Below are 19,810 nucleotides of genomic sequence, written 5' to 3' on the forward strand. Positions count from 1 at the left end.
TGGTGTGGACGGCGGCGGCCGGCGCTCAGCGGTCGAAGTCCAGCTCGACCCGTTCCGTGCCGGGGTGGGACTGGCACGCCAACACATAGCCGGAGTCGACCTCTTCGGCCTCCAGGGCGAAGTTGCGGTCCATGCGGACGTCGCCGGAGACCAGGAAGGCGCGGCAGGTGCCGCAGACGCCGCCCTTGCAGGCGTAGGGGGCGTCCGGGCGGTTGCGGAGCACGGCTTCCAGGAGTGATTCGCCGTCGTGGACCGGCCAGGTGCCGGAGCGGCCGTCGAGGGTGGCGGTCACCGTGCTGTGCGCGGGCGCGGCGGCGGGGACGGGGGCCGCGGCGCCGTTGTCTATGTGGAAGATCTCTTCGTGGATGCGGGTGCGTGGCACGCCGAGGGCGCGCAGGGTCCGCTCGGCGCCCTGGACGAGGCCGTAGGGGCCGCACAGGAACCAGCCGTCGACGCTGTCGGTGCGTAGCAGCGCGGGCAGCAGGGTGCGCAGGCGCTCCTCGTCGAGGCGCCCGGAGGGCAGGCCGGTCTGCCGGTCTTCGCGGGAGAGGACGGGGACCAGCTGGAAGCGTTCGGGGTAGCGGTCCTTGAGGTCGGCCACCTCCTCCAGGAACATCGTGGAGGCCGTGGTGCGGTCGCTGCGGATCAGGCAGAACCGGGCCTGGGGTTCACGGGCGAGCAGCGTGGTGACGATGGAGAGCACCGGTGTGATGCCGCTGCCGCCGACGATGCCCACGAACTGGCCGGGGCGCGGGGCGAGGGTGAAGCGGCCGGCCGGGGGCATGACGTCCACGGTGTCGCCGACGGCGAGTTCCTTGAGGGCGTAGGTGGAGAAGGCGCCGTCCTCGACGAGACGGATGCCCACGCGCAGGACGGGGGCCTCGGTGGCGGGGGTGCAGACGGAGTAGGTGCGGCGGATCTCCTGGCCGTCGACCGTTCTGCGCACTGCGATGTGCTGCCCGGGGGTGTGCCGGAAGTCCGCGCGGAGCTCGGGCGGGACGGTGAAGGTGACGGCCACCGCGTCGTCCGTGAGCCGCTCGATCTCCCGCACGCGGAGCGGGTGGAACATCACAACTCCTTGAAGTGGTCGAAGGGTTCGCGACAGGACTCGCAGCGACGCAGTGCCTTGCAGGCCGTGGAGGAGAACCGGCTGAGCAGGGTGGTGTCGGTGGAGCCGCAGTGCGGGCAGCGGATGGTGAGGTCGAGGGCGACGGGTCCGCTGCCCGGCCCGGTGGGGCGGGGCGGCGCGATGCCGAACTCGGCCAGTTTCCGGCGGCCTTCGTCGGTGATGGCGTCGGTCGTCCACGGGGGGCTGAGGACGGTGTGGACCTCGACCCGGGGTATGCCGTGGTCGTGGAGGACGCGCTCTACGTCGGCGGACATCGCCTCGATGGCGGGGCAGCCGGTGTAGGTGGGGGTGAGGGTCACCTCGACGTGGCCGGGGGCGGCGAGCCGTACGTCGCGCAGGACGCCGAGCTCGGCGAGGGTGAGGACGGGCAGCTCGGGGTCGGGAACGGAGCCGGCGAGCGCCAGCAGTTCCGCTTCCAGAACGGTGGGCGTCACCATGTCGCCCCCGGGTGGCTGCGGTGGAGGTGCTGCATTTCGGCGAGCATCCGGCCGAAGGGCTCGGTGTGCAGCCCCTGGCGTCCGGCGCCGGCGGTCCAGCCGCCGCGCTGGGGGCCCTCGGGGAGGGTGAGGGTGGCGCGCTCCAGGGTGCTGGTGATGCGGGCGGTCCACTCGTCGCGGAGCGGCTGCCAGGGGACGTCCTCCAACCCCTCGACGGGGGCGAAGAGTTCGCCGGTGTACCGCCAGAGGGCGGTCAGGGCGGCCTGCATCCGGGCGTGGCTCTCGTCGGTGCCGTCGCCGAGGCGCAGGGTCCACTGGGCGGCGTGGTCGCGGTGGTAGGCGGTCTCCTTGACGGCCTTGGCTGCGAGCGGCGCCAACTCGCCTTCGGTGGTGGCCAGATGGCCGTAGAGCAGCTCTTGGTAGGTGGAGAAATACAGTTGGCGGGCGATGGTGTGGGCGAAGTCGCCGTTGGGCTGCTCGACGAGTTGGAGGTTGCGGAACTGGCGTTCCTCGCGGAGGTAGGCCAGCTCGTCCTCGTCGCCGACGAGGGAGAGCAGGACCCGGGCCTGGCCGAGGAGGTCCAGGGCGATGTTGGCGAGGGCCACTTCCTCTTCCAGGACGGGGGCGTTGCCAGCCCATTCGCCGAGGCGGTGGGCGAGGATCAGCGCGTCGTCCCCGAGAGGCAGGGCGGGGGTGGCGGTGAGCGGCGTCACAGGTGGTGCACCCCCTCCGGGATCTCGTAGAAGGTGGGGTGGCGGTAGGGCTTGTCGCCGGCCGGTTCGAAGAAGGCGTCCTTCTCGTCCGGGGAGGTGGCGGTGATCTGGGCGGAGGGGACGACCCAGATGGAGACGCCCTCGGAGCGGCGGGTGTAGAGGTCGCGGGCGTTGCGCAGGGCCATCGCGGCGTCGGGGGCGTGCAGGCTGCCGGCGTGGGTGTGGGACAGGCCGCGGCGGCTGCGGACGAAGACCTCCCACAGGGGCCAGTCGGCGGGGCCGGTGGCGGCGTCGGCCGTGGCCGGGGCCTCGGCGGGGCGCGGTGTCGTCATCGGGCCGCCTCTTCCTGGTGGGTGCCGGTGCGGGGCGTGCGAGTGGCGTGCTTGGCGGCGTGCGCGGCGGCGGCCTCGCGGACCCAGGCGCCGTCCTCGTGGGCGCGGCGACGGCGGTTTATCCGTTGGTCGTTGCAGGGGCCGTTGCCCTTGAGGACCTCGCGGAACTCGGACCAGTCGAGGGGACCGAAGTCCCAGTGCTGCCGCTCCTCGTTCCACCGGAGCTCGGGGTCGGGGAGGGTCAAGCCGAGGGCCTCGGCCTGCGGGACGCAGATGTCCACGAAGCGCTGGCGCAACTCGTCGTTGGAGTGCCGCTTGATCTTCCAGGCCATGGACTGCGCGGAGTGCGCGGACTCGTCGTCGGGCGGGCCGAACATCATCAGGGAGGGCCACCACCAGCGGTCGACGGCGTCCTGGGCCATGGCGTGCTGGGCCTCGGTGCCGCGGCTGAGGGCGAGCAGGAGCTCGTATCCCTGGCGCTGGTGGAAGGACTCCTCCTTGCAGACGCGGACCATGGCGCGGGCGTAGGGGCCGTAGGAGCAGCGGCACAGCGGGACCTGGTTGGTGATCGCGGCGCCGTCCACGAGCCAGCCGATGGCGCCGACGTCGGCCCAGGTCAGGGTGGGGTAGTTGAAGATCGAGGAGTACTTCTGGCGGCCGCTGTGGAGCTTGTCGAGGAGATCGTCGCGGCTGGTGCCGAGGGTCTCGGCGGCGCTGTAGAGATACAGGCCGTGGCCGGCTTCGTCCTGCACTTTGGCCATCAGGATCGCCTTGCGGCGCAGGGACGGGGCCCTGGTGATCCAGTTGGCCTCCGGCTGCATCCCGATGATCTCGGAGTGGGCGTGCTGGGCGATCTGGCGCACCAGTGAGGCGCGGTAGTCGTCCGGCATCCAGTCCCGTGGTTCGATCCGCTCGTCCGCGGCGATGGTGGCGTCGAACAGGGCTTCCCGGCCCGTGTCCTCCGGCGCGATCGTCGTCATGTGGTGCCCCCTCGTCCCGACCGACCGATCGTTCGGTTCAATGGTGAGTGGGCGGACCGCGGGTGTCAAGCGACTTGTGGATAACCAGGTGAGGGTGTGCCGGGGGTGGCCGGCTAGGTACCGTTCCGGGGCGGGGTCGACCGTACGGGAACGGGGAACGGGGCGGGAATGCAGTCATACGGGGACGAATCGCGGCCACTGGCCGCGCTGTCGCTGCCCTCGCGGATCGTCATAGGCACGGCGGCCAGCGGCATCGCGGTCGCCGTCCTGATCCACCTCGGGATGATGTTCCTGCACGTCGCGCCGTCGAACACGCTCAGCAAGCAGCAGTCCGGCCTGATCAGCGACTACGTCTACCCCGAGTACGAACAGAACTGGAAGCTGTTCGCCCCCAACCCCCTCCAGCAGAACATCGACGTCCAGGTCCGCGCGCAACTGCGCGGCCGGGACGGCGCGGTGCGGACCACCGACTGGACCGACCTGAGCGCCCGCGACGGGCAGGCCATCCTCCACAACCCGCTGCCCAGCCACACCCAGCAGAACCAGTTGCGCCGCGGTTGGGAGCTGCTCTCCAACGCCCTCGACGCGCAGAACCGCCCCACCGGCGAGCGCGGCGAGATGTTCGCGCGCTACCTCCGACGGATCGTGATGCTCCGGATGTCCGGTGAGTGGACCAAGGGCGGCGACCGGATCGAGCAGGTCCAGGTCCGCTCGCGCACCACCGCCGTCCTGCCGCCCCCGTGGAGCGCCGAGAAGATCAGCGACAAGCCCGTCTACCGCGTGCTGCCCTGGTGGCAGATCACCGCCAACGACCTTCCCGAGGGGGCGACGAACAAGTGACGTCACCGACGCCGCAGCAGCCGCACACTGCCCCGCAGGCCCCCGCCGCCCCGGAAGGAACCCCCGCCGCCTACCAGGAGACCCGCATCGAGCGCGTCATCGGCCGCGGCTTCGCCTGGGTCACCGACCGGGCCCGGGCCCCGTACCAGAGCGCCGTCATCCGCATCGGCTTCGCCGGCACCTGGCTGCTGTTCCTGCTGCGGGAATGGCCGTACCGGGGGCAGCTCTACGGTCCCGGCGGACCGTGGGACTTCGGCATGGCGCGCCAGTTGCTCGACAGCAACCACGGCTTCTCCGTCCTGCTGTGGTCCGACGGCCGCGGCTGGTTCGAGTGCGTCTACCTGCTCGCCATCGTGGCCAGCGCGCTGCTGATGCTCGGCTGGCGCACCCGCACCATGTCGGTGCTGTTCATGGTGGGCGTGCTCTCGCTCCAGAACCGCAGCGTCTTCATCGGGGACGGCGGCGACAACGTCATCCACCTGATGTCGATGTACCTCGTGCTGACCCGCTGCGGACAGGTGTGGTCGCTGGATGCCCGCCGCGCCCGCAAGACGGCGGCGCTCGCGGGGGAAACCGGGACCGCACCCCGCGATCTGACCGGCATCGTCCTGTGGGCGGCCCTCGGCCTCGCCCTCGCCGCGGCCCAACTGACCGGCGCCCCCGGGCTCACCTGGTTCGGGCACGGCCCGTTCCCGCACTTCGGCTGGAGCCTGGCCCTGTGGGGGCTATGGGCGGCGCACGGCCTGTGGTGGGCGGTGCGGCGGTACGCCCCAGGGGAGCCCCGGATCGTCCTCGACACCCTCGCCAAACTGGCGCACAACGCCGCCCTGTTGGTGATCATGGTCGAGGTCTGCCTCGTCTACGCCACCGCCGGCTGGTACAAGATCCAGGGCTCGCGCTGGCAGGACGGCACCGCCGTCTTCTACCCGATGCACCTGGACTACTTCTCCCCCTGGCCGGGACTGTCCCAGATGCTGGGCAGCAACGGCCTGATGGTCATGCTGATCACCTACGGGACCGTGATCGTCCAGGTCGCCTTCCCGTTCACCCTCGCCAACCGGCGCCTGAAGAACGCGCTGTTGGTCGTGATGATCTGCGAGCACCTCTCCATCGCGTTCCTGCTGGGCCTGCCGTTCTTCTCCCTGGCGATGATCACCGCAGACGCCGTCTTCCTGCCGACCAACTTCCTGACCTGGCTCGGCGGCCGGCTCTCCCGCCTGCGCGGACGGCTGTTCCCGCGCACCGGCGGTCCCGGCCCGGGTGCGGCGCCGGACGGCGGTGGGCCGGAGGCCGTTGCCCGCTCCGGCGGCGATGGCCATACGCTCGTGGGGTGAGCAGCGAGAAAACCGCCCCCGCCGAGCCCCTCCAGTACGACGAGGGGTACGCGCCCAAGATCGGCGTCGGGCCGCACCCGCAGCCCTGGCCGCAGGGCGACCGTTACGACCCCGAGCTGCTCGCCCACGGCGACCGCCGCAACGTCGTCGACCGCTACCGCTACTGGACGCGGGAGGCGATCGTCGCCGACCTCGACACCCGCCGCCACGACTTCCACGTGGCCGTCGAGAACTGGAGCCACGACTTCAACATCGGCTCGGTCGTCCGGACCGCCAACGCCTTCCTGGCCAAGGAGATCCACATCGTCGGGCAGCGCCGCTGGAACCGCCGCGGCGCCATGGTCACCGACCGCTACCAGCACCTCCGCCACCACCCGGACACCGAGTCGCTGACCGCATGGGCCGCCGCCGAGGAGCTGCCGATCATCGGGATCGACAACCTCCCCGGCTCGGTGCCCCTGGAGACCACCGTCCTGCCGCGCCGCTGCGTGCTGCTCTTCGGGCAGGAGGGGCCGGGGCTGACCGAGGAGGCCCGCGCGCACGCCTCCCGGGTCTGCTCGATCGCCCAGTTCGGCTCGACCCGCTCCCTCAACGCCGGGGCGGCGGCGGCCATCGCGATGCACGCCTGGATCGCACGGCACGCGCAGATCCAAGACCTCTAGACCCACCGCCCCGCCGGGATCCACCCGAACCGGACGACGGGGATACGGGGCCCGGACCACCGCCCGGGCCCCCGATCTCACGCCTCCCGTCGCACCTCCACCGTCCGGAAGCGCTGCGCCACGAACGCGCCGTCGCACAGCGCCGCGTTGGCCGCCGGGTTGCCGCCCGAGCCGTGGAAGTCGGAGAACGCCGCGGTCTGGTTCACGTACACCCCGCCGGTCAGATTCAGCGACAGTTGGGCGCACTCCTCCAGGCAGGCGTCCTCGACCAGCCGTGCCACCTCGGCCGAGGTGGTGTACGCGCCGACCGTCATGGCGCCCTTCTCCCGGACCGTGCGGCGCAGCAGCGCCACCGCGTCGGCCGCGGAGTCGACCGCCACCGCGAAGGACACCGGACCGAAGCACTCCGACAGATACGCCGCCTCGGAGTCCGGCTTGGCGCCGTCCTGCTTGACGATCACCGGTGTACGGACCGTGGCCCCGGGGAACTCCGGGTTCTCCACCGTGCGGGAGGCCAGCGCCACTTCGCCGAGCCCGGCCGCCTCCTCGATCCGCTCCCTGACCTGCGGATTGACGATCGCCCCGAGCAGTGCATTGGCCCGCGCGTCGTCCCCCAGCAGACCGCCGACCGCGCCCGCCAGATCGCTGACGACCTCGTCGTAGGTCTTCGGGCCCGCGTCGGTGGCGATGCCGTCCCGGGGGATCAGCAGGTTCTGCGGAGTGGTGCACATCTGGCCGCTGTAGAGCGACAGCGAGAAGGCGAGGTTGCTGAGCATGCCCTTGTAGTTGTCCGTGGACTCGATGACCACGGTGTTGACGCCGGCCTTCTCCGTATAGACCTGCGCCTGGCGGGCGTTGGCCTCCAGCCAGTCGCCGAAGGCGGTCGAGCCGGTGTAGTCGATGATCCGGACCTCGGGGCGGACCGCCAGCGTCTTGGCCAGGCCCTCGCCCGGCTTGTCCACCGCCAGGCACACCAGGTCGGCCGGGAAGCCGGCCTCGGTGAGCACCTCCCTGGCCACCCGGACCGTCAGCGCCAGCGGCAGCACGGCCCGCGGATGCGGCTTGACCAGGACCGGATTTCCGGTGGCCAGCGAGGCGAAGAGGCCGGGGTAGCCGTTCCACGTCGGGAAGGTGTTGCAGCCGATCACCAGGGCGACGCCGCGCGGCACGGCCGTGAAGGTCTTGGTCAGCTCCAGCGGGTCCCGCTTGCCCTGCGGCTTGGTCCAGGACGCCTTCCCCGGGGTGCGGGTCTGCTCCTCGTAGGCGTACGTCACCGCCTCCAGGCCGCGGTCCTGGGCGTGCGGGCCACCGGCCTGGAACGCCATCATGAACGCCTGGCCGCTGGTGTGCATCACCGCCTGCGCGAACTCATGGGTGCGGGCGCTGATCCGGGCCAGGATCTCCAGACACACCGCGGCGCGCGCCTGGGGCCCGGCGTCCCGCCACACCGGGATCGCGGCCTGCATGGCCGGCAGCAGCACCGAGACGTCCGGGTGCGGATAGCTGATGCCCAACTCCGGCCCGTAGGGCGAGACTTCCTCGCCCGCCCAGTCGTCCGTGCCGGGCTGGTCGAGCGCGAAACGGGAGCCGCGCAGCGCCTCGAACGCGGCCAGGCCGTCCTGGGCGCCGGTCTCGCCGTACGCCTTGGGGTGCTCGGGGTGCGGGGACCAGTACGCGCGGGTGCGGATGGCTTCCAGCGCCTTGTCGAGGGTCGGGCGGTGCTTCTCGATCAACTGCGGTGCGGTCATTTCGGCGGTCATCGATGACCAACTCCTCGTCGACTGCGCGGAAAGTGGATGGGGACTGGGAGTCACACGGCAACGGAGTTAGAGTAACCGAACGATCGGTCGGGGCAAGGGGGGTCCGGCCAACCTGTGGAAAACTCGCTCGGGGAGGATCGGCTGCGATGACGGCTATCGGCACGGGCAGCACCGTGGCAGTGGTGGGCACCGGCACCATGGGGCAGGGAATCGCGCAGGTGGCGCTGGTCGCCGGGCACCGGGTGCGGCTCTATGACAGCGCCCCGGGCCGAGCCGGGCAGGCCGCCGAGGCCATCGTCCGGCGGCTGGACCGGCTGGTGGAGAAAGGCCGGATCCTCGCGGCCGAGCGGGACGCCGCCGGCGCCCGCCTCTCCCCCGCCGAGGACCTCGCCGAACTCGCCGACGCCGCACTGGTGGTCGAGGCGATCCTGGAGCAACTCCCCGCCAAACAGGAGCTGTTCCGCGCCCTGGAGGACGTCGTCCGGGCGGACTGCCTGTTGGCCACCAACACCTCCTCGTTGTCCGTGACCGCGGTCGCCGGCGGCCTGCGGAATCCCGGCCGCTGCGTGGGCATGCACTTCTTCAACCCCGCGCCGCTGCTCCCCCTCGTCGAGGTGGTCAGCGGCTTCGCGACCGACGAGGCCGCCGCGGCCACCGCCCACGCCACCGCCGCGGCCTGGGGCAAGACCCCCGTCCACTGTGCCGACACCCCCGGCTTCATCGTCAACCGCGTCGCCCGCCCCTTCTACGCCGAGGCCCTGCGCGCCTACGAGGAGCGGGCGGCCGACCCCGCCACCATCGACGCCGTCCTGCGCGAGGGCAGCGGCTTCCGGATGGGCCCCTTCGAACTCACCGACCTCATCGGGCAGGACGTGAACGAAGCGGTCACCCACTCGGTGTGGACCGCCTTCTTCCAGGACCCGAAGTTCACCCCCTCCCTGGCGCAGCGCCGGCTGGTGGAGTCCGGTCAGCACGGCCGCAAGACGGGACGCGGCTGGTTCGACTACGCCGAGGGCGCCGGCCGGCCCGAACCGAGCACCGCCGGGCCCGGACCCGTCCCCTCCTCGGTGGCCGTGCACGGCCAACTCCCCGGCCCCGCGGCGGCGTTGCGCGAGCTGATCGAGGAGGCCGGCGTCGAGGTCACCGACGGTCGCGCGCCGGGGGAGCCCGAGGGCTTCCTCCGGTTGCCCGGCGGGGCCCGTCTGGCGTTGACCAACGGCTCCCCGGCCACGGTCCGGGGCGAGGACGCGGTCATCCGCTTCGACCTCTCGCTCGACTACCGGGCCGCGACCCGGGTCGCGCTCGCCCCCTCGGCGCGCGCCTCCGCGGCGGATCTCGCCGAGGCCGCGGGCCTCTTCCAGGCGCTCGGTAAACGGGTCAGCGTGATCGACGACGTCCCCGGCATGATCGTCGCCCGGACCGTCGCGATGGTCATCGACTTCGCCGTGGACGCCGCCGCCCGGGGCGTCGCGACACCCGAGGACATCGACACGGCGATGCGGCTCGGGGTGAACTACCCCGGCGGCCCCATGGAATGGGCCGATCGACTCGGTGCCCCCTGGGTCTGTGGGGTGCTGGACTCCCTGCACGGACAGAATGCCGGAGGACGCTACGTACCGTCCCGGGCGCTGCGGCGCCGTGCGGACCTCTAGGAATTGGTGCTCTAATCATGACCATGGCCAAGCGCGACGCCTACACGCCCGATTCGCTGCTCGCGGTCTCCGTCGAGGTGTTCATCGAGCGCGGCTACGACGGCACGTCCATGGAGCACCTCTCCAAAGCGGCCGGCATCTCCAAGTCGTCGATCTACCACCACGTGCGCAGCAAGGAAGAGCTGCTCCGCCGCGCGATAAGCCGCGCCCTGGACGGGCTGTTCGGCGTGCTGGCGGAACCGGGCGCCCAGGAGGGGCGGGCGATCGAGCGGCTGGAGTACGTCACCCGGCGGGAGGCCGAGGTGCTGATGGACGAACTGCCGTATGTGACGCTGCTCTTGCGGGTGCGGGGGAACACCGACACCGAGCGGTGGGCCGTGGAGCGGCGCCGCGAGTTCGACAACCGGGTCGCCGAGTTGCTCAAGGAGGCCGCCGCCGAGGGGGACCTCCGGGACGACCTGGACGTCCGGCTGGCCACGCGTCTCCTCTTCGGCATGATCAATTCGATCGTCGAGTGGTACCGGCCGGGACGGGGCGGCGCCGCGAGCCGCGATGAGGTCGCGGAGGCCGTGGTGCAGACGGCGTTCGCGGGGCTGCGGAAGATCTGAGGGGCTGGGGAGGACTGAGGGGCGGGGGCGCTGAACTGGGGTTGTTGGGTGGGCGGGTTGCGTGGCGGCGGCCTCCCCCTCCCACCCCCGAACCCACCCCCGCCCCCTCCCCCGAAGGGGGAGAGGGGGGAGGGGGCGGGGGAGAGCCCCGGCCCCGCCGAGCCCAAAGCCGCCTCCCCACCCCCACCCCCACCCCCACCTCACCCCTCCTCCTCCAGCCCCAGGTCCGTTTCCTCGAAGACCAGCAGCGTGCGGGTGCTCAGCACCTCCGGTATGGACTGGATCCGGGTCAGGACCAGTTCGCGCAGCTCGCGGTTGTCCCTGGTGTGCACCAGGAGCAGCACGTCGAAGTCGCCGCTGACCAGCGCGATGTGGGCGGCTCCGGGCAGCGCGGTGAGTTGCCTGCGCACGGTCCGCCAGGAGTTCTGCACGATCTTCAACGTGATGTAGGCGGAAGCGCCTTGGCCTGCCCTTTCCTGGTCGACGAGGGCGCTGAAGCCGCGGATGACGCCGTCGTCGAGCAGCCGGTTGATCCGTGCGTAGGCGTTCGCCCGGGAGACGTGCACCTGCTCGGCGACGGAGCGTATCGAGGCCCGGCCGTCGGTCCGCAGCAGCCGGAGGATGGCGCGGTCGATGGTGTCGAGGGGGCGGGCGGCCGGGGGCGCGGGGGCGGGGGCCGCCGGGAGGGTCCGCCCGGATTGACCATCTGTTCGTCCGGCATGTCGTCCCGCCTCCCCTTTGTGGACTCTCTGCCTTCATCAGAAGCTGTGGAGAACCGTTTGTCCACAGGCTGAACCCGCCTGTAGCCAAAATGCATCAGCGACCGAACAATCGGTAGGGAAGGGCTCACCCGCCCGACATCCGCGCCATGCCCGACCTCCCCAGACACCGCGGGGGAGGCAGCCCAGTCCGCCCGTGAGGCGCATCGCGCCACCCCTTCGATGACGAGGAGGTGCCCGTCATGACGGTCCTTGAGCAGCCCGGCAGCAGCAGGCACACCAGTGGCCCGACCGGCCCGCCGCCCGCCTGGCGTCCGCGCGTCGATCCCACGCCCCTGCTGCCCGACCCCGAGCCCTACCGCCTTCTGGGCACGGACGCCGCCGCCCGGCTCGACCCGCACCTGCTGAAGCGGCTCTACGCCGAGCTGGTGCGCGGCCGTCGGTACAACACCCAGGCCACCGCCCTGACGCGACAGGGTCGCCTGGCGGTCTACCCGTCGTCCACGGGCCAGGAAGCCTGCCAGGTCGCCGCGGCCCTCGCCCTGGAGGAGCGGGACTGGCTCTTCCCCAGCTACCGCGACACCCTCGCCGCCGTCGCCCGCGGCCTCGATCCCGTGCAGGCACTAACCCTCCTCCGGGGCGACTGGCACACCGGGTACGACCCGTACGAGCACCGCATCGCCCCCCTGTGCACCCCGCTGGCCACCCAACTCCCGCACGCCGTGGGCCTGGCGCACGCCGCCCGCCTCAAGGGCGACGAGGTGGTTGCGCTGGCGCTGGTCGGCGACGGCGGCACGAGCGAGGGCGACTTCCACGAGGCGCTCAACTTCGCCGCCGTCTGGCAGGCCCCGGTCGTCTTCCTGGTGCAGAACAACGGCTTCGCGATCTCCGTGCCGCTGGACAAGCAGACCGCCGCCCCGTCCCTCGCCCACAAGGCGGTCGGCTACGGCATGCCCGGCCGCCTGGTGGACGGCAACGACGCCCCCGCGCTGCACGAGGTCCTCACCGACGCGGTCCGCCGGGCCCGCGAGGGCGGCGGCCCCACCCTCATCGAGGCCATCACCTACCGCCTCGACGCCCACACCAACGCCGACGACGCCACCCGTTACCGCACCGACTCCGAGGTCGAGAGCTGGCGGGCGCACGACCCGATAGCCCTTCTGGAGCGCACGCTGACCGAACGCGGTCTGCTCACCGAGGAGTTCGCGGCCGCCACCCGGGACGACGCCGAGCAGCTCGCCGCCGCCCTCCGGGAGCGGATGCACGCCGAACCGCCGCTGGACCCGATGGACCTCTTCGACCACGTCTTCACCCGGCAGACCGGTCAACTACGGGAACAGGCCGCCCAGTTGCGCGCCGAGTTGGACGCCGAGGCCGATGGACACCCCGAGACCGCCGCCGGCGCCGCGACGCCCGCCCAGGAGGCCAGGCCATGACGACCACCGCCGCACCGACCGCGCGCAAGCCGGCCACCATGGCCCAGGCGCTCACCCGCGCGCTGCGCGACGCCATGGCCGAGGACCCCGCCGTCCATGTGATGGGCGAGGACGTCGGCGCCCTGGGCGGCGTCTTCCGGGTCACCGACGGCCTGTCCCAGGAGTTCGGCGAGGACCGGTGCAGCGACACCCCCCTCGCCGAGGCCGGCATCCTGGGCACCGCCGTCGGCATGGCGATGTACGGGCTGCGGCCGGTCGTGGAGATGCAGTTCGACGCCTTCGCCTACCCGGCGTTCGAGCAACTGGCCAGCCACGTCGCCAAGATGCGCAACCGCACCCGCGGTGCGGTCGCCATGCCGCTGACCATCCGCATCCCCTACGGCGGCGGCATCGGCGGCGTCGAGCACCACAGCGACTCCTCCGAGGCGTACTACCTCGCCACCCCCGGCCTCCAGGTGGTCACCCCCGCGACCGTCGAGGACGCCTACGGGCTGCTGCGCGCCGCCATCGCCTCCGACGACCCGGTGGTCTTCCTCGAACCCAAGCGTCTGTACTGGAGCAAGGCCGACTGGTCACCGGACGCGCCCACGCCGGTGGCCCCGATAGGCCGCGCCGAGATCCGCCGCCGCGGCAGCAGCGCCACCCTCCTCACCTACGGCCCGTCGCTGCCCGTCTGCCTGGAGGCCGCCGAGGCCGCCCGCGCCGAGGGCTGGGACCTGGAGGTCCTCGACCTGCGCACGCTGGTGCCGTTCGACGACGACACGGTGTGCGAGTCCGTGCGGCGCACCGGGCGGGCCGTGGTCGTGCACGAGTCCAACGGCTTCGGCGGCCCCGGCGGCGAGATCGCCGCCCGTATCACCGAGCGCTGCTTCCACTACCTGGAGGCGCCGGTGCTGCGCGTCGCCGGCTTCGACATCCCCTACCCGCCGCCCATGTTGGAGCGGCACCACCTCCCCGGCGTGGACCGGATCCTGGATACCGTCGCCCGCCTCCAGTGGGAGTCGCGGTGGACCGAAGGGCGTGGTGCGTGATGGCCGTGGTACGCGAGTTCACCTTGCCCGACCTGGGGGAGGGCCTCACCGAAGCGGTGATCGTGCAGTGGTTGGTCGAGGTCGGCGAGGTGGTCGCCGTCGATCAGCCGGTGGTGGAGGTCGAGACTGCCAAGGCGATGGTCGAGGTGCCGTGCCCGTACGGCGGGGTGGTCACCGCCCGCTTCGGCGAGGCGGGGGCCGAAGTCCCCGTGGGAGCGCCCCTGGTGACGGTCGCGGTCGGCGCGGCACCCAACGACCTCGCCGGGAACGCCACCGGCGGCGGCCCGGCCATCGCCCCGCAGCCGCCGCCCTCCGGCCCCGAGGCGGAGCGCGCCGCGCCGGCGGACGCCGGTTCGGGGAACGTCCTGGTCGGCTACGGGACGAGCGAATCCGCCGGCCGGCGGCGCCGGATCCTGCCCGCGGGCCCGGAGGCCCCCGCGGCGCGGCCCGCCACACCCGCGCTCACCACGGCGAACGCCCCCTCCCGTATCACGCAGGACGACAACGCCCGCACCACGGCCGTCATTTCGCCCCTGGTGCGTCGCATCGCCCGGGAGCACGGCCTGGACCTGCGCGCCATCCGGGGCACCGGGCGGGACGGCCTGATCCTCCGTACGGACGTGGAGTCCGCGATCCGGACCCTGGGCGAACGGGAGCCCGCTCCGGCCGGCCCCGCCCGCCCCACGGGTACGGCGGCAGCCCCCGTCCCCGGAGAGGAGCGGATCCCGCTCAAGGGCCTGCGCGGCGCCGCGGCCGAGAAGTTCAGCCGCAGTCGCCGCGAAATCCCGGACGCCACCTGCTGGGTGGACGCCGATGCCACCGAACTCCTCGCCGCCCGCGCCGCGATGAACGTCCCCGGCGCCCCCAAGGTGTCGCTGCTGGCGCTGCTGGCCCGCATCTGCACCGCCGCGCTCGCCCGCTATCCGGAGCTCAACGCCACCATCGACACCGACGCCCAGGAGATCGTCCGGCTCCCCGCCGTCCACCTGGGCTTCGCCGCCCAGACCGACCGCGGCCTGGTGGTGCCGGTGGTGCGGGACGCCCAGGAGCGCACGGTCGAGCAGCTCTCCGCCGAGATGGCCCGGCTCACCGAGGCCGCCCGCGCCGGGAAGCTGTCCCCCGCCGAGCTCTCGCACGGCACGTTCACGCTGAACAACTACGGCGTCTTCGGCGTCGACGGCTCCACCCCGATCCTCAACCACCCGGAGGCGGCGATGCTCGGCGTCGGCCGCATAGCCGCCAAACCCTGGGTGCACGAGGGCGAGTTGGCGGTGCGGCAGGTGGTCCAGCTCTCGTTCACCTTCGACCACCGGGTGTGCGACGGCGGCACCGCCGGCGGCTTCCTGCGCCATGTCGCCGACTGCGTGGAGCGTCCCGCCCTGCTGCTGCGCGCACTGTGACCGTCGGGCGACGGGACGGCGGTACGAGCCCGCCGTCCCGGCAATACTCAAGGGGTGAGCGACCACACCGACCATGACGCGATCGTGCTGGCCGGCGGCGCGGCCCGGCGGCTCGGCGGGGCGGACAAGCCCGCCCTGCCGGTCGGCGGCCGGGCCCTCCTGGACCGGGTCCTGGCCGCCTGCCCCGACGCCGCGACCACCGTCGTCGTCGGCCCCGCGCGCCCGACCGCCCGCCCGGTGGTCCAGGCCCTCGAAGACCCGCCCGGCGGCGGCCCGCTCGCCGCGCTGGACGCCGGGCTGCGGCACACCACCGCCCCCACGGTGCTGGTCCTCTCCGCCGACCTGCCGTTCCTGACGTCCGCGACCGTGCGCGACCTCCTCAACGCGGCGGCCGGCGACGGCACTTCGCACCGCGACGGCGCGCTGCTGCGCGACGCGGAAGGACGGGACCAGCCGCTGGTCGCCGCCTACCGCTCGGCCCCGCTGCGCCGCGCGCTGGACCGGCTGCGCGCCGCCCACGACGGGACCCTCGGCGGCCTGCCGCTGCGCCCCCTGCTGTCCGTACTGGCGCTCGCCCGCGTCCCGGACACCGCCTCCGCCGCGTCCTTCGACTGCGACACCTGGGAGGACATCGGTACGGCACGTGCCCGGATCAGGGAGCATGGACACGTGTTGGACGAATGGATCACGGCAGTCAAGGCCGAACTCGGCATCGACCTCGATGTCGACACGGCGGCACTCCTCGACCTCGCGCGGGACGCGGCCCACGGCGTGGCCCGCCCGGCCGCGCCGCTGACGACCTTCCTGATCGGTTACGCGGCGGGCCGGCAGGGCGGCGACGTGGCGGAACTGGCGCGGCGGGCCTCCGCGCTGGCCGACCGTTGGGCCGCCGAGGCCGCGGCCGAGGAGGCCCGGGCGGCCGGCGCCGGCGCCCCGGATGACGAAGCGAAGCCCGCGCAATGACCGGACGGGAGTACAGCGACGAGTTCGCCGACGCGCTCGCGCTGGCCAACGACACCGCGGTGGCCCACCAACGGTCCGGCCGCGCCGACCGGCCGCCCGGCGCCTCCGCAGGCGACCCGGACCCGGACCGCCCCACCGGCCCCCACGAGGCGGGGCACACCGCGCCGGGCGCCCCCGCGCCGTCCGCGGCCACCCCGCCCCACCCCGGCGCGCGGCCCTCCGACCACCCCCATACGCCCTGGCCCGCGGCCCGTGAGCAGGCCGAACGCGCCGTGCGCCAGCCGCCCGCCCCCGGGACGGCCGACCTCGCCGACGCGCTCGGACGCACGCTCGCCGTCCCCCTCACCGCCCTCACCGACCTGCCGTCGTTCGACACCTCGGCGATGGACGGCTGGGCGGTCGCCGGCCCCGGCCCGTGGCGCGTCGACGCCACCGCGTCCGACGACGCCGACCGTGGCCGGGGCGCCGGCATCCTCGCCGGCCACGCCACCACCCTGGCGCTCCCCGACGGCCATGCGGTCCCCATCGCCACCGGCGCCCGCATCCCGGCCGGCGCCACCGCGGTGCTGCGCAGCGAACACGGCGAGGTCCTCGAACTCCCCGACGGCCGAGCCCGGTTGTACGCGCCGCGGCCGGTGCCCCCGGGCCAGGACATCCGCCCGCGCGGCCAGGAGTGCCGGGCCGGCGACCATCTGCTGGCCGCCGGCACGCCGGTGACCCCCGCCGTCCTCGGCCTGGCCGCCGCGGCCGGCTACGACGAGCTGTCCGTCCACCCCCGGCCCCGCGTCGAGGTGCTCGTCCTCGGCGACGAACTGCTGCGCAGCGGGCTGCCGGAGGGCGGCCGGATCCGCGATGCGCTCGGCCCGATGCTGGTCCCGTGGCTGCGGGCGCTGGGCGCCGAGGCGGCGGCCCCCCGGCACCTCGGCGACGACGCCGAGGCGCTGCACGACGCCCTCGCCGCCTCCACCGCCGACCTGATCGTCACCACCGGCGGCACCGCGTCCGGCCCGGTCGACCACGTGCACCCCACCCTCCGCCGGCTCGGCGCGGAACTGCTGGTGGACGGCGTGGCGGTGCGGCCCGGCCACCCCATGCTGCTGGCCCGCCTCGCCCCGCGCCGCCACCTCGTCGGCCTCCCCGGCAACCCGCTGGCCGCGGTCTCCGGCCTGCTCACCCTCGCCGAACCGCTGCTCCGCACGCTCGCCGCCCGCTGCCCCGCCACGCCCTGCCGCCTGCCGCTGGCGGCCACCGTTCAGGGGCACCCGCACGACACCCGGCTCGTCCCGGTCGCCTACCGCGACGACGCCCGGCGCGGGCAGACGGCCGCGCCGCTGCACTTCCACGGGCCCGCCATGCTGCGCGGGATCGCCGCCGCCGACGCGTTGGCGGTCATCCCGCCGGGCGGCGCGGAGCGCGGCACGGAGGTGGAGCTCCTCGAACTCCCCTGGCCCGCCGGCTGGTCGGCCACCTCGCCGACCCCCGGCACCCCGTACGACCCCGCGGCCCCCGCCGGAGGCACCGCGTGAAGCTCCCGTCCCACGACGCCGCGGCGCGCGAGATCCCCCAGGACCGCTCCCACCGGGTGCTGCTGCCCCGCCGCGCCCCGAAGGCCCCGATACGGCAGGTCGCCCGCCGGCTGCTGATGGCCCTGCTGGTCCTCGTCGCCACGGTCTTCATCGTCTGGATCGACCGCGAGGGGTACCACGACAACGCCGGCGGCCCCCTCGACCTGCTCGACTGCTTCTACTACGCCACCGTCACGCTCTCCACCACGGGATACGGCGACATCGTCCCCTACAGCTCCGGTGCCCGGCTGACCAACATCCTGCTGGTGACCCCGCTCCGTGTGCTGTTCCTGATCATCCTGGTCGGCACCACGCTGGAGGTGCTGACCGAACGCACCCGCGAGCAGTGGCAATTGAAACGCTGGAGTCAACACTTCGCCGGATGCACCACAACGTTTCAGGCGTCATGGCCGTTGGCCACGGCCCGCTGAATGGTGATGATCCGGTCCGTCGGTCGAAGCTCCGCCACCTCCGGCTCGGCGTAGTCCAGCACCCTGCCCCCGCGTAGGACGGCCACGACCAGGTCACTGGACTCGCGCGGGGACCGCCCCACCTCGCTTTCCGTAACCGCCCGTTCAGTGATGTCCAGCCCGCTGCCGAAGGTCAACAGGTCTTCCAGGACCGTGCTCGCGCTTGGGCTGGCCATCGACATGCCGAGCAGCCGACCCGCGGAGCTGGAACTCGTGATGACGGAGTCGGCACCGCTCTGCTTCAACAACGGGATGTTCTCGTCTTCCCGGACCGCCACCACGATGGCGGCCTGTTTGTTGAGTTGGCGTGCGGTGAGCGTTACCAGGGCGGCGGTCTCGTCCCGTTGGGTGGCGATGACCACCTTTGCGGCCCGATGCAGCTCGGCCTGGCGCAGGATGTCGGAACGGGTCGCGTCGCCGAGCACACCCACGAACCCGTCACTGCTGGCCACGTCCACCATCTGCTTCTTGGGGTCGACCACCACGATCTTGTGCTTGGACACGCCCTGGCCCACCAAGGTCTGAGCGGTGCGACGGCCCTTGGTGCCGTACCCGATGACGACGACGTGGTTTCGAAGCCGGGACCGCCAGCGATGGACCCGGACCTGATGCCGAGTGCGTTCGGTCAGCACCTCCAGCGTGGTACCGACCAGAATGATCAGGAACAGCACGCGGAGCGGCGTGATGACCAGGATGTTGGTCAGTCGCGCACCGTCGCTGACTGGTGTGATGTCGCCGTATCCCGTGGTGGAGAGTGTCACGGTCGCGTAGTACGCCGCTTCGAGCAAGCCAACGGACCCGCCGGCGTTGTCGTGGTACCCGTCGCGGTCCGCCCACACGACGAACGTCGTGATCACCAGAACCACGAGGGCCATGACAAGGCGTCGCATGACCTGCCGGAGCGGCGGCCGTACGCCTTGCAGGGGCATCACGATGGCCCGGTCAGCCTCGGTGTCCTTCTCGGCTTGGCCGCGCGCACGCGACCAGAGGGAGCGGAGAATGGAGCCCCGTGCGGCACCACGGGACGGTCGCTGATCTTCCCTCATGTGGTCGGCTCCCCTTGACCGGCCGGCTCTGCGGCGTTTCGCGCGTAAGACATACGGCTATCTTCAGGTATCAGGCCGCCTTTATGTCCTGTTCAGATTGCCGCGACGCGGACGACCCAACCGTCGACCCCCGTGTGTACGACATCCGCATGCACACCGGGCGTCGACGTCACTTGGACCAGTAGGGGTCCCGCACATCTGGGGTGTAGTCCGGACCTCCGTTGGGTGCCCCAGGAAAGTGGTCGCCTTCCTCTCCTTTTACGTCACCACTGCGCTCGGAAGACAGGGCGCCAACGCTGGCGTAGAGTTCGACGTCGCCGAAGCTGCTCACCGAGAATTTTGCAAATCGGTCATCCGCTGTCTTGCCGGAAATTGAAGGCTCTCGGGGGTTCGATGCGGCAATCTTGAACCCCTCCTTGCGCCAATGCTTGGTGACCGTTGCAAGCAGCTCGGTCAATTTCTTTTGTGAGATCTTTGTGCGCACATACCGATACCTGCCAACGTCTACTTGGCCATTTGCCTTATTCGTAAACGAGTTCCTGCGCTCCGATATTTGAGCCGGGCCGTCTCGCCACTTGAGTTGAGGGCGGACTGCGTCGACAGTTCCATCTAGGACGGAGTTGACTTGCTTGACGGCCTGATTCACATTAATGGTTGGCTCGGGGGTATCTCCTGGTAGGGCCGAACAACCTCCAAGGAGGCTGGTTGCAAGGATCGTGCTAGCAGTCGATAC

General features: G+C 72.2%; 18 protein-coding genes and 2 pseudogenes. 11 read left to right on the forward strand and 9 right to left on the reverse strand.

Annotated elements, in window-relative coordinates; genetic code table 11:
* Positions 1-25 precede the first annotated feature (25 nt).
* From PV796_RS20075 to paaA, 5 genes are read right to left on the reverse strand one after another with little or no spacing between them, the layout of a single operon-like run.
* On the reverse strand, positions 26-1,069 hold the full coding sequence (locus PV796_RS20075; protein ID WP_274914678.1) for a 2Fe-2S iron-sulfur cluster-binding protein: 1,044 nt from the start codon (positions 1,067-1,069) through the stop codon (positions 26-28).
* Complete coding sequence (paaD, locus tag PV796_RS20080) at positions 1,069-1,566, reverse strand: 1,2-phenylacetyl-CoA epoxidase subunit PaaD (protein ID WP_274914679.1); 498 nt, start codon at positions 1,564-1,566, stop codon at positions 1,069-1,071. Before paaD ends, PV796_RS20075 begins: the two co-directional genes overlap by 1 nt.
* Entirely contained in the window at positions 1,560-2,279 is a 720-nt protein-coding gene (paaC, locus tag PV796_RS20085; protein ID WP_274914680.1) for a 1,2-phenylacetyl-CoA epoxidase subunit PaaC, read from the reverse strand. The genes paaD and paaC overlap by 7 nt, the downstream gene beginning before the upstream one ends.
* Positions 2,276-2,611, reverse strand: coding sequence for a 1,2-phenylacetyl-CoA epoxidase subunit PaaB (gene paaB / locus PV796_RS20090; protein ID WP_274914681.1), 336 nt, complete (start codon positions 2,609-2,611; stop codon positions 2,276-2,278). Before paaB ends, paaC begins: the two co-directional genes overlap by 4 nt.
* A complete protein-coding gene (gene paaA / locus PV796_RS20095) occupies positions 2,608-3,591 on the reverse strand; it encodes a 1,2-phenylacetyl-CoA epoxidase subunit PaaA (RefSeq protein ID WP_274914682.1) in 984 nt (327 codons plus the stop codon). The genes paaB and paaA overlap by 4 nt, the downstream gene beginning before the upstream one ends.
* Positions 3,592-3,759: 168 nt before the next feature.
* Here paaA and PV796_RS20100 point away from each other — a divergent pair, with 168 nt between their 5' ends.
* From PV796_RS20100 to PV796_RS20110, 3 genes are read left to right on the forward strand one after another with little or no spacing between them, the layout of a single operon-like run.
* On the forward strand, positions 3,760-4,431 hold the full coding sequence (locus PV796_RS20100) for a DUF5819 family protein (RefSeq protein WP_274914683.1): 672 nt from the start codon (positions 3,760-3,762) through the stop codon (positions 4,429-4,431).
* Entirely contained in the window at positions 4,428-5,765 is a 1,338-nt protein-coding gene (locus PV796_RS20105; protein WP_274914684.1) for an HTTM domain-containing protein, read from the forward strand. Before PV796_RS20100 ends, PV796_RS20105 begins: the two co-directional genes overlap by 4 nt.
* Positions 5,762-6,427, forward strand: coding sequence for a TrmH family RNA methyltransferase (locus tag PV796_RS20110; RefSeq protein WP_274914685.1), 666 nt, complete (start codon positions 5,762-5,764; stop codon positions 6,425-6,427). The genes PV796_RS20105 and PV796_RS20110 overlap by 4 nt, the downstream gene beginning before the upstream one ends.
* Positions 6,428-6,504: 77 nt before the next feature.
* Here the strand turns inward: PV796_RS20110 and paaN are convergent, their stop codons facing one another.
* The gene (gene paaN / locus PV796_RS20115; protein ID WP_274914686.1) at positions 6,505-8,187 is read right to left on the reverse strand and encodes a phenylacetic acid degradation protein PaaN; all 1,683 of its coding nucleotides are present in this window, start codon (positions 8,185-8,187) and stop codon (positions 6,505-6,507) included.
* 146 nt (positions 8,188-8,333) lie between these two features.
* Between paaN and PV796_RS20120 the strand changes: the two genes are divergently transcribed.
* Positions 8,334-9,839, forward strand: a complete 1,506-nt coding sequence (locus PV796_RS20120; protein ID WP_274914687.1) for a 3-hydroxyacyl-CoA dehydrogenase — start codon at positions 8,334-8,336, stop codon at positions 9,837-9,839.
* Positions 9,840-9,856: 17 nt separating this feature from the next.
* Positions 9,857-10,447, forward strand: coding sequence for a TetR/AcrR family transcriptional regulator (locus tag PV796_RS20125; RefSeq protein WP_274914688.1), 591 nt, complete (start codon positions 9,857-9,859; stop codon positions 10,445-10,447).
* A gap of 200 nt (positions 10,448-10,647) precedes the next feature.
* Here PV796_RS20125 and PV796_RS20130 read toward each other — a convergent pair.
* Positions 10,648-11,168 (reverse strand): annotated as a pseudogene (locus PV796_RS20130) (Lrp/AsnC family transcriptional regulator).
* 240 nt (positions 11,169-11,408) lie between these two features.
* Here PV796_RS20130 and pdhA point away from each other — a divergent pair.
* The 6 genes and pseudogenes from pdhA to PV796_RS20160 all read left to right on the forward strand — a co-directional run.
* The gene (gene pdhA, locus PV796_RS20135) at positions 11,409-12,602 is read left to right on the forward strand and encodes a pyruvate dehydrogenase (acetyl-transferring) E1 component subunit alpha (RefSeq protein ID WP_274914689.1); all 1,194 of its coding nucleotides are present in this window, start codon (positions 11,409-11,411) and stop codon (positions 12,600-12,602) included.
* The gene (locus PV796_RS20140; protein ID WP_274914690.1) at positions 12,599-13,633 is read left to right on the forward strand and encodes an alpha-ketoacid dehydrogenase subunit beta; all 1,035 of its coding nucleotides are present in this window, start codon (positions 12,599-12,601) and stop codon (positions 13,631-13,633) included. The genes pdhA and PV796_RS20140 overlap by 4 nt, the downstream gene beginning before the upstream one ends.
* Positions 13,633-15,033, forward strand: a complete 1,401-nt coding sequence (locus tag PV796_RS20145) for a dihydrolipoamide acetyltransferase family protein (RefSeq protein ID WP_274914691.1) — start codon at positions 13,633-13,635, stop codon at positions 15,031-15,033. Before PV796_RS20140 ends, PV796_RS20145 begins: the two co-directional genes overlap by 1 nt.
* Before the next feature lie 54 nt (positions 15,034-15,087).
* A complete protein-coding gene (locus tag PV796_RS20150) occupies positions 15,088-15,996 on the forward strand; it encodes an NTP transferase domain-containing protein (RefSeq protein ID WP_274914692.1) in 909 nt (302 codons plus the stop codon).
* Positions 15,993-17,522: a molybdopterin molybdotransferase MoeA gene (locus PV796_RS20155; RefSeq protein WP_274914693.1), complete on the forward strand. Its 1,530-nt coding sequence runs from the start codon at positions 15,993-15,995 to the stop codon at positions 17,520-17,522. Before PV796_RS20150 ends, PV796_RS20155 begins: the two co-directional genes overlap by 4 nt.
* Positions 17,519-17,926: pseudogene (locus PV796_RS20160) on the forward strand (potassium channel family protein); the annotation flags it as partial. The gene PV796_RS20155 and the pseudogene PV796_RS20160, both read left to right, overlap by 4 nt.
* Before the next feature lie 32 nt (positions 17,927-17,958).
* Here PV796_RS20160 and PV796_RS20165 read toward each other — a convergent pair.
* Entirely contained in the window at positions 17,959-18,960 is a 1,002-nt protein-coding gene (locus tag PV796_RS20165) for a potassium channel family protein (protein WP_446750693.1), read from the reverse strand.
* 286 nt (positions 18,961-19,246) lie between these two features.
* Positions 19,247-19,561, reverse strand: coding sequence for a hypothetical protein (locus PV796_RS20170; protein WP_274914695.1), 315 nt, complete (start codon positions 19,559-19,561; stop codon positions 19,247-19,249).
* Positions 19,562-19,810 lie beyond the last annotated feature (249 nt).

It is taken from the genome of Streptomyces sp. WZ-12 (genome assembly GCF_028898845.1).
GTDB lineage: Bacteria > Actinomycetota > Actinomycetes > Streptomycetales > Streptomycetaceae > Streptomyces.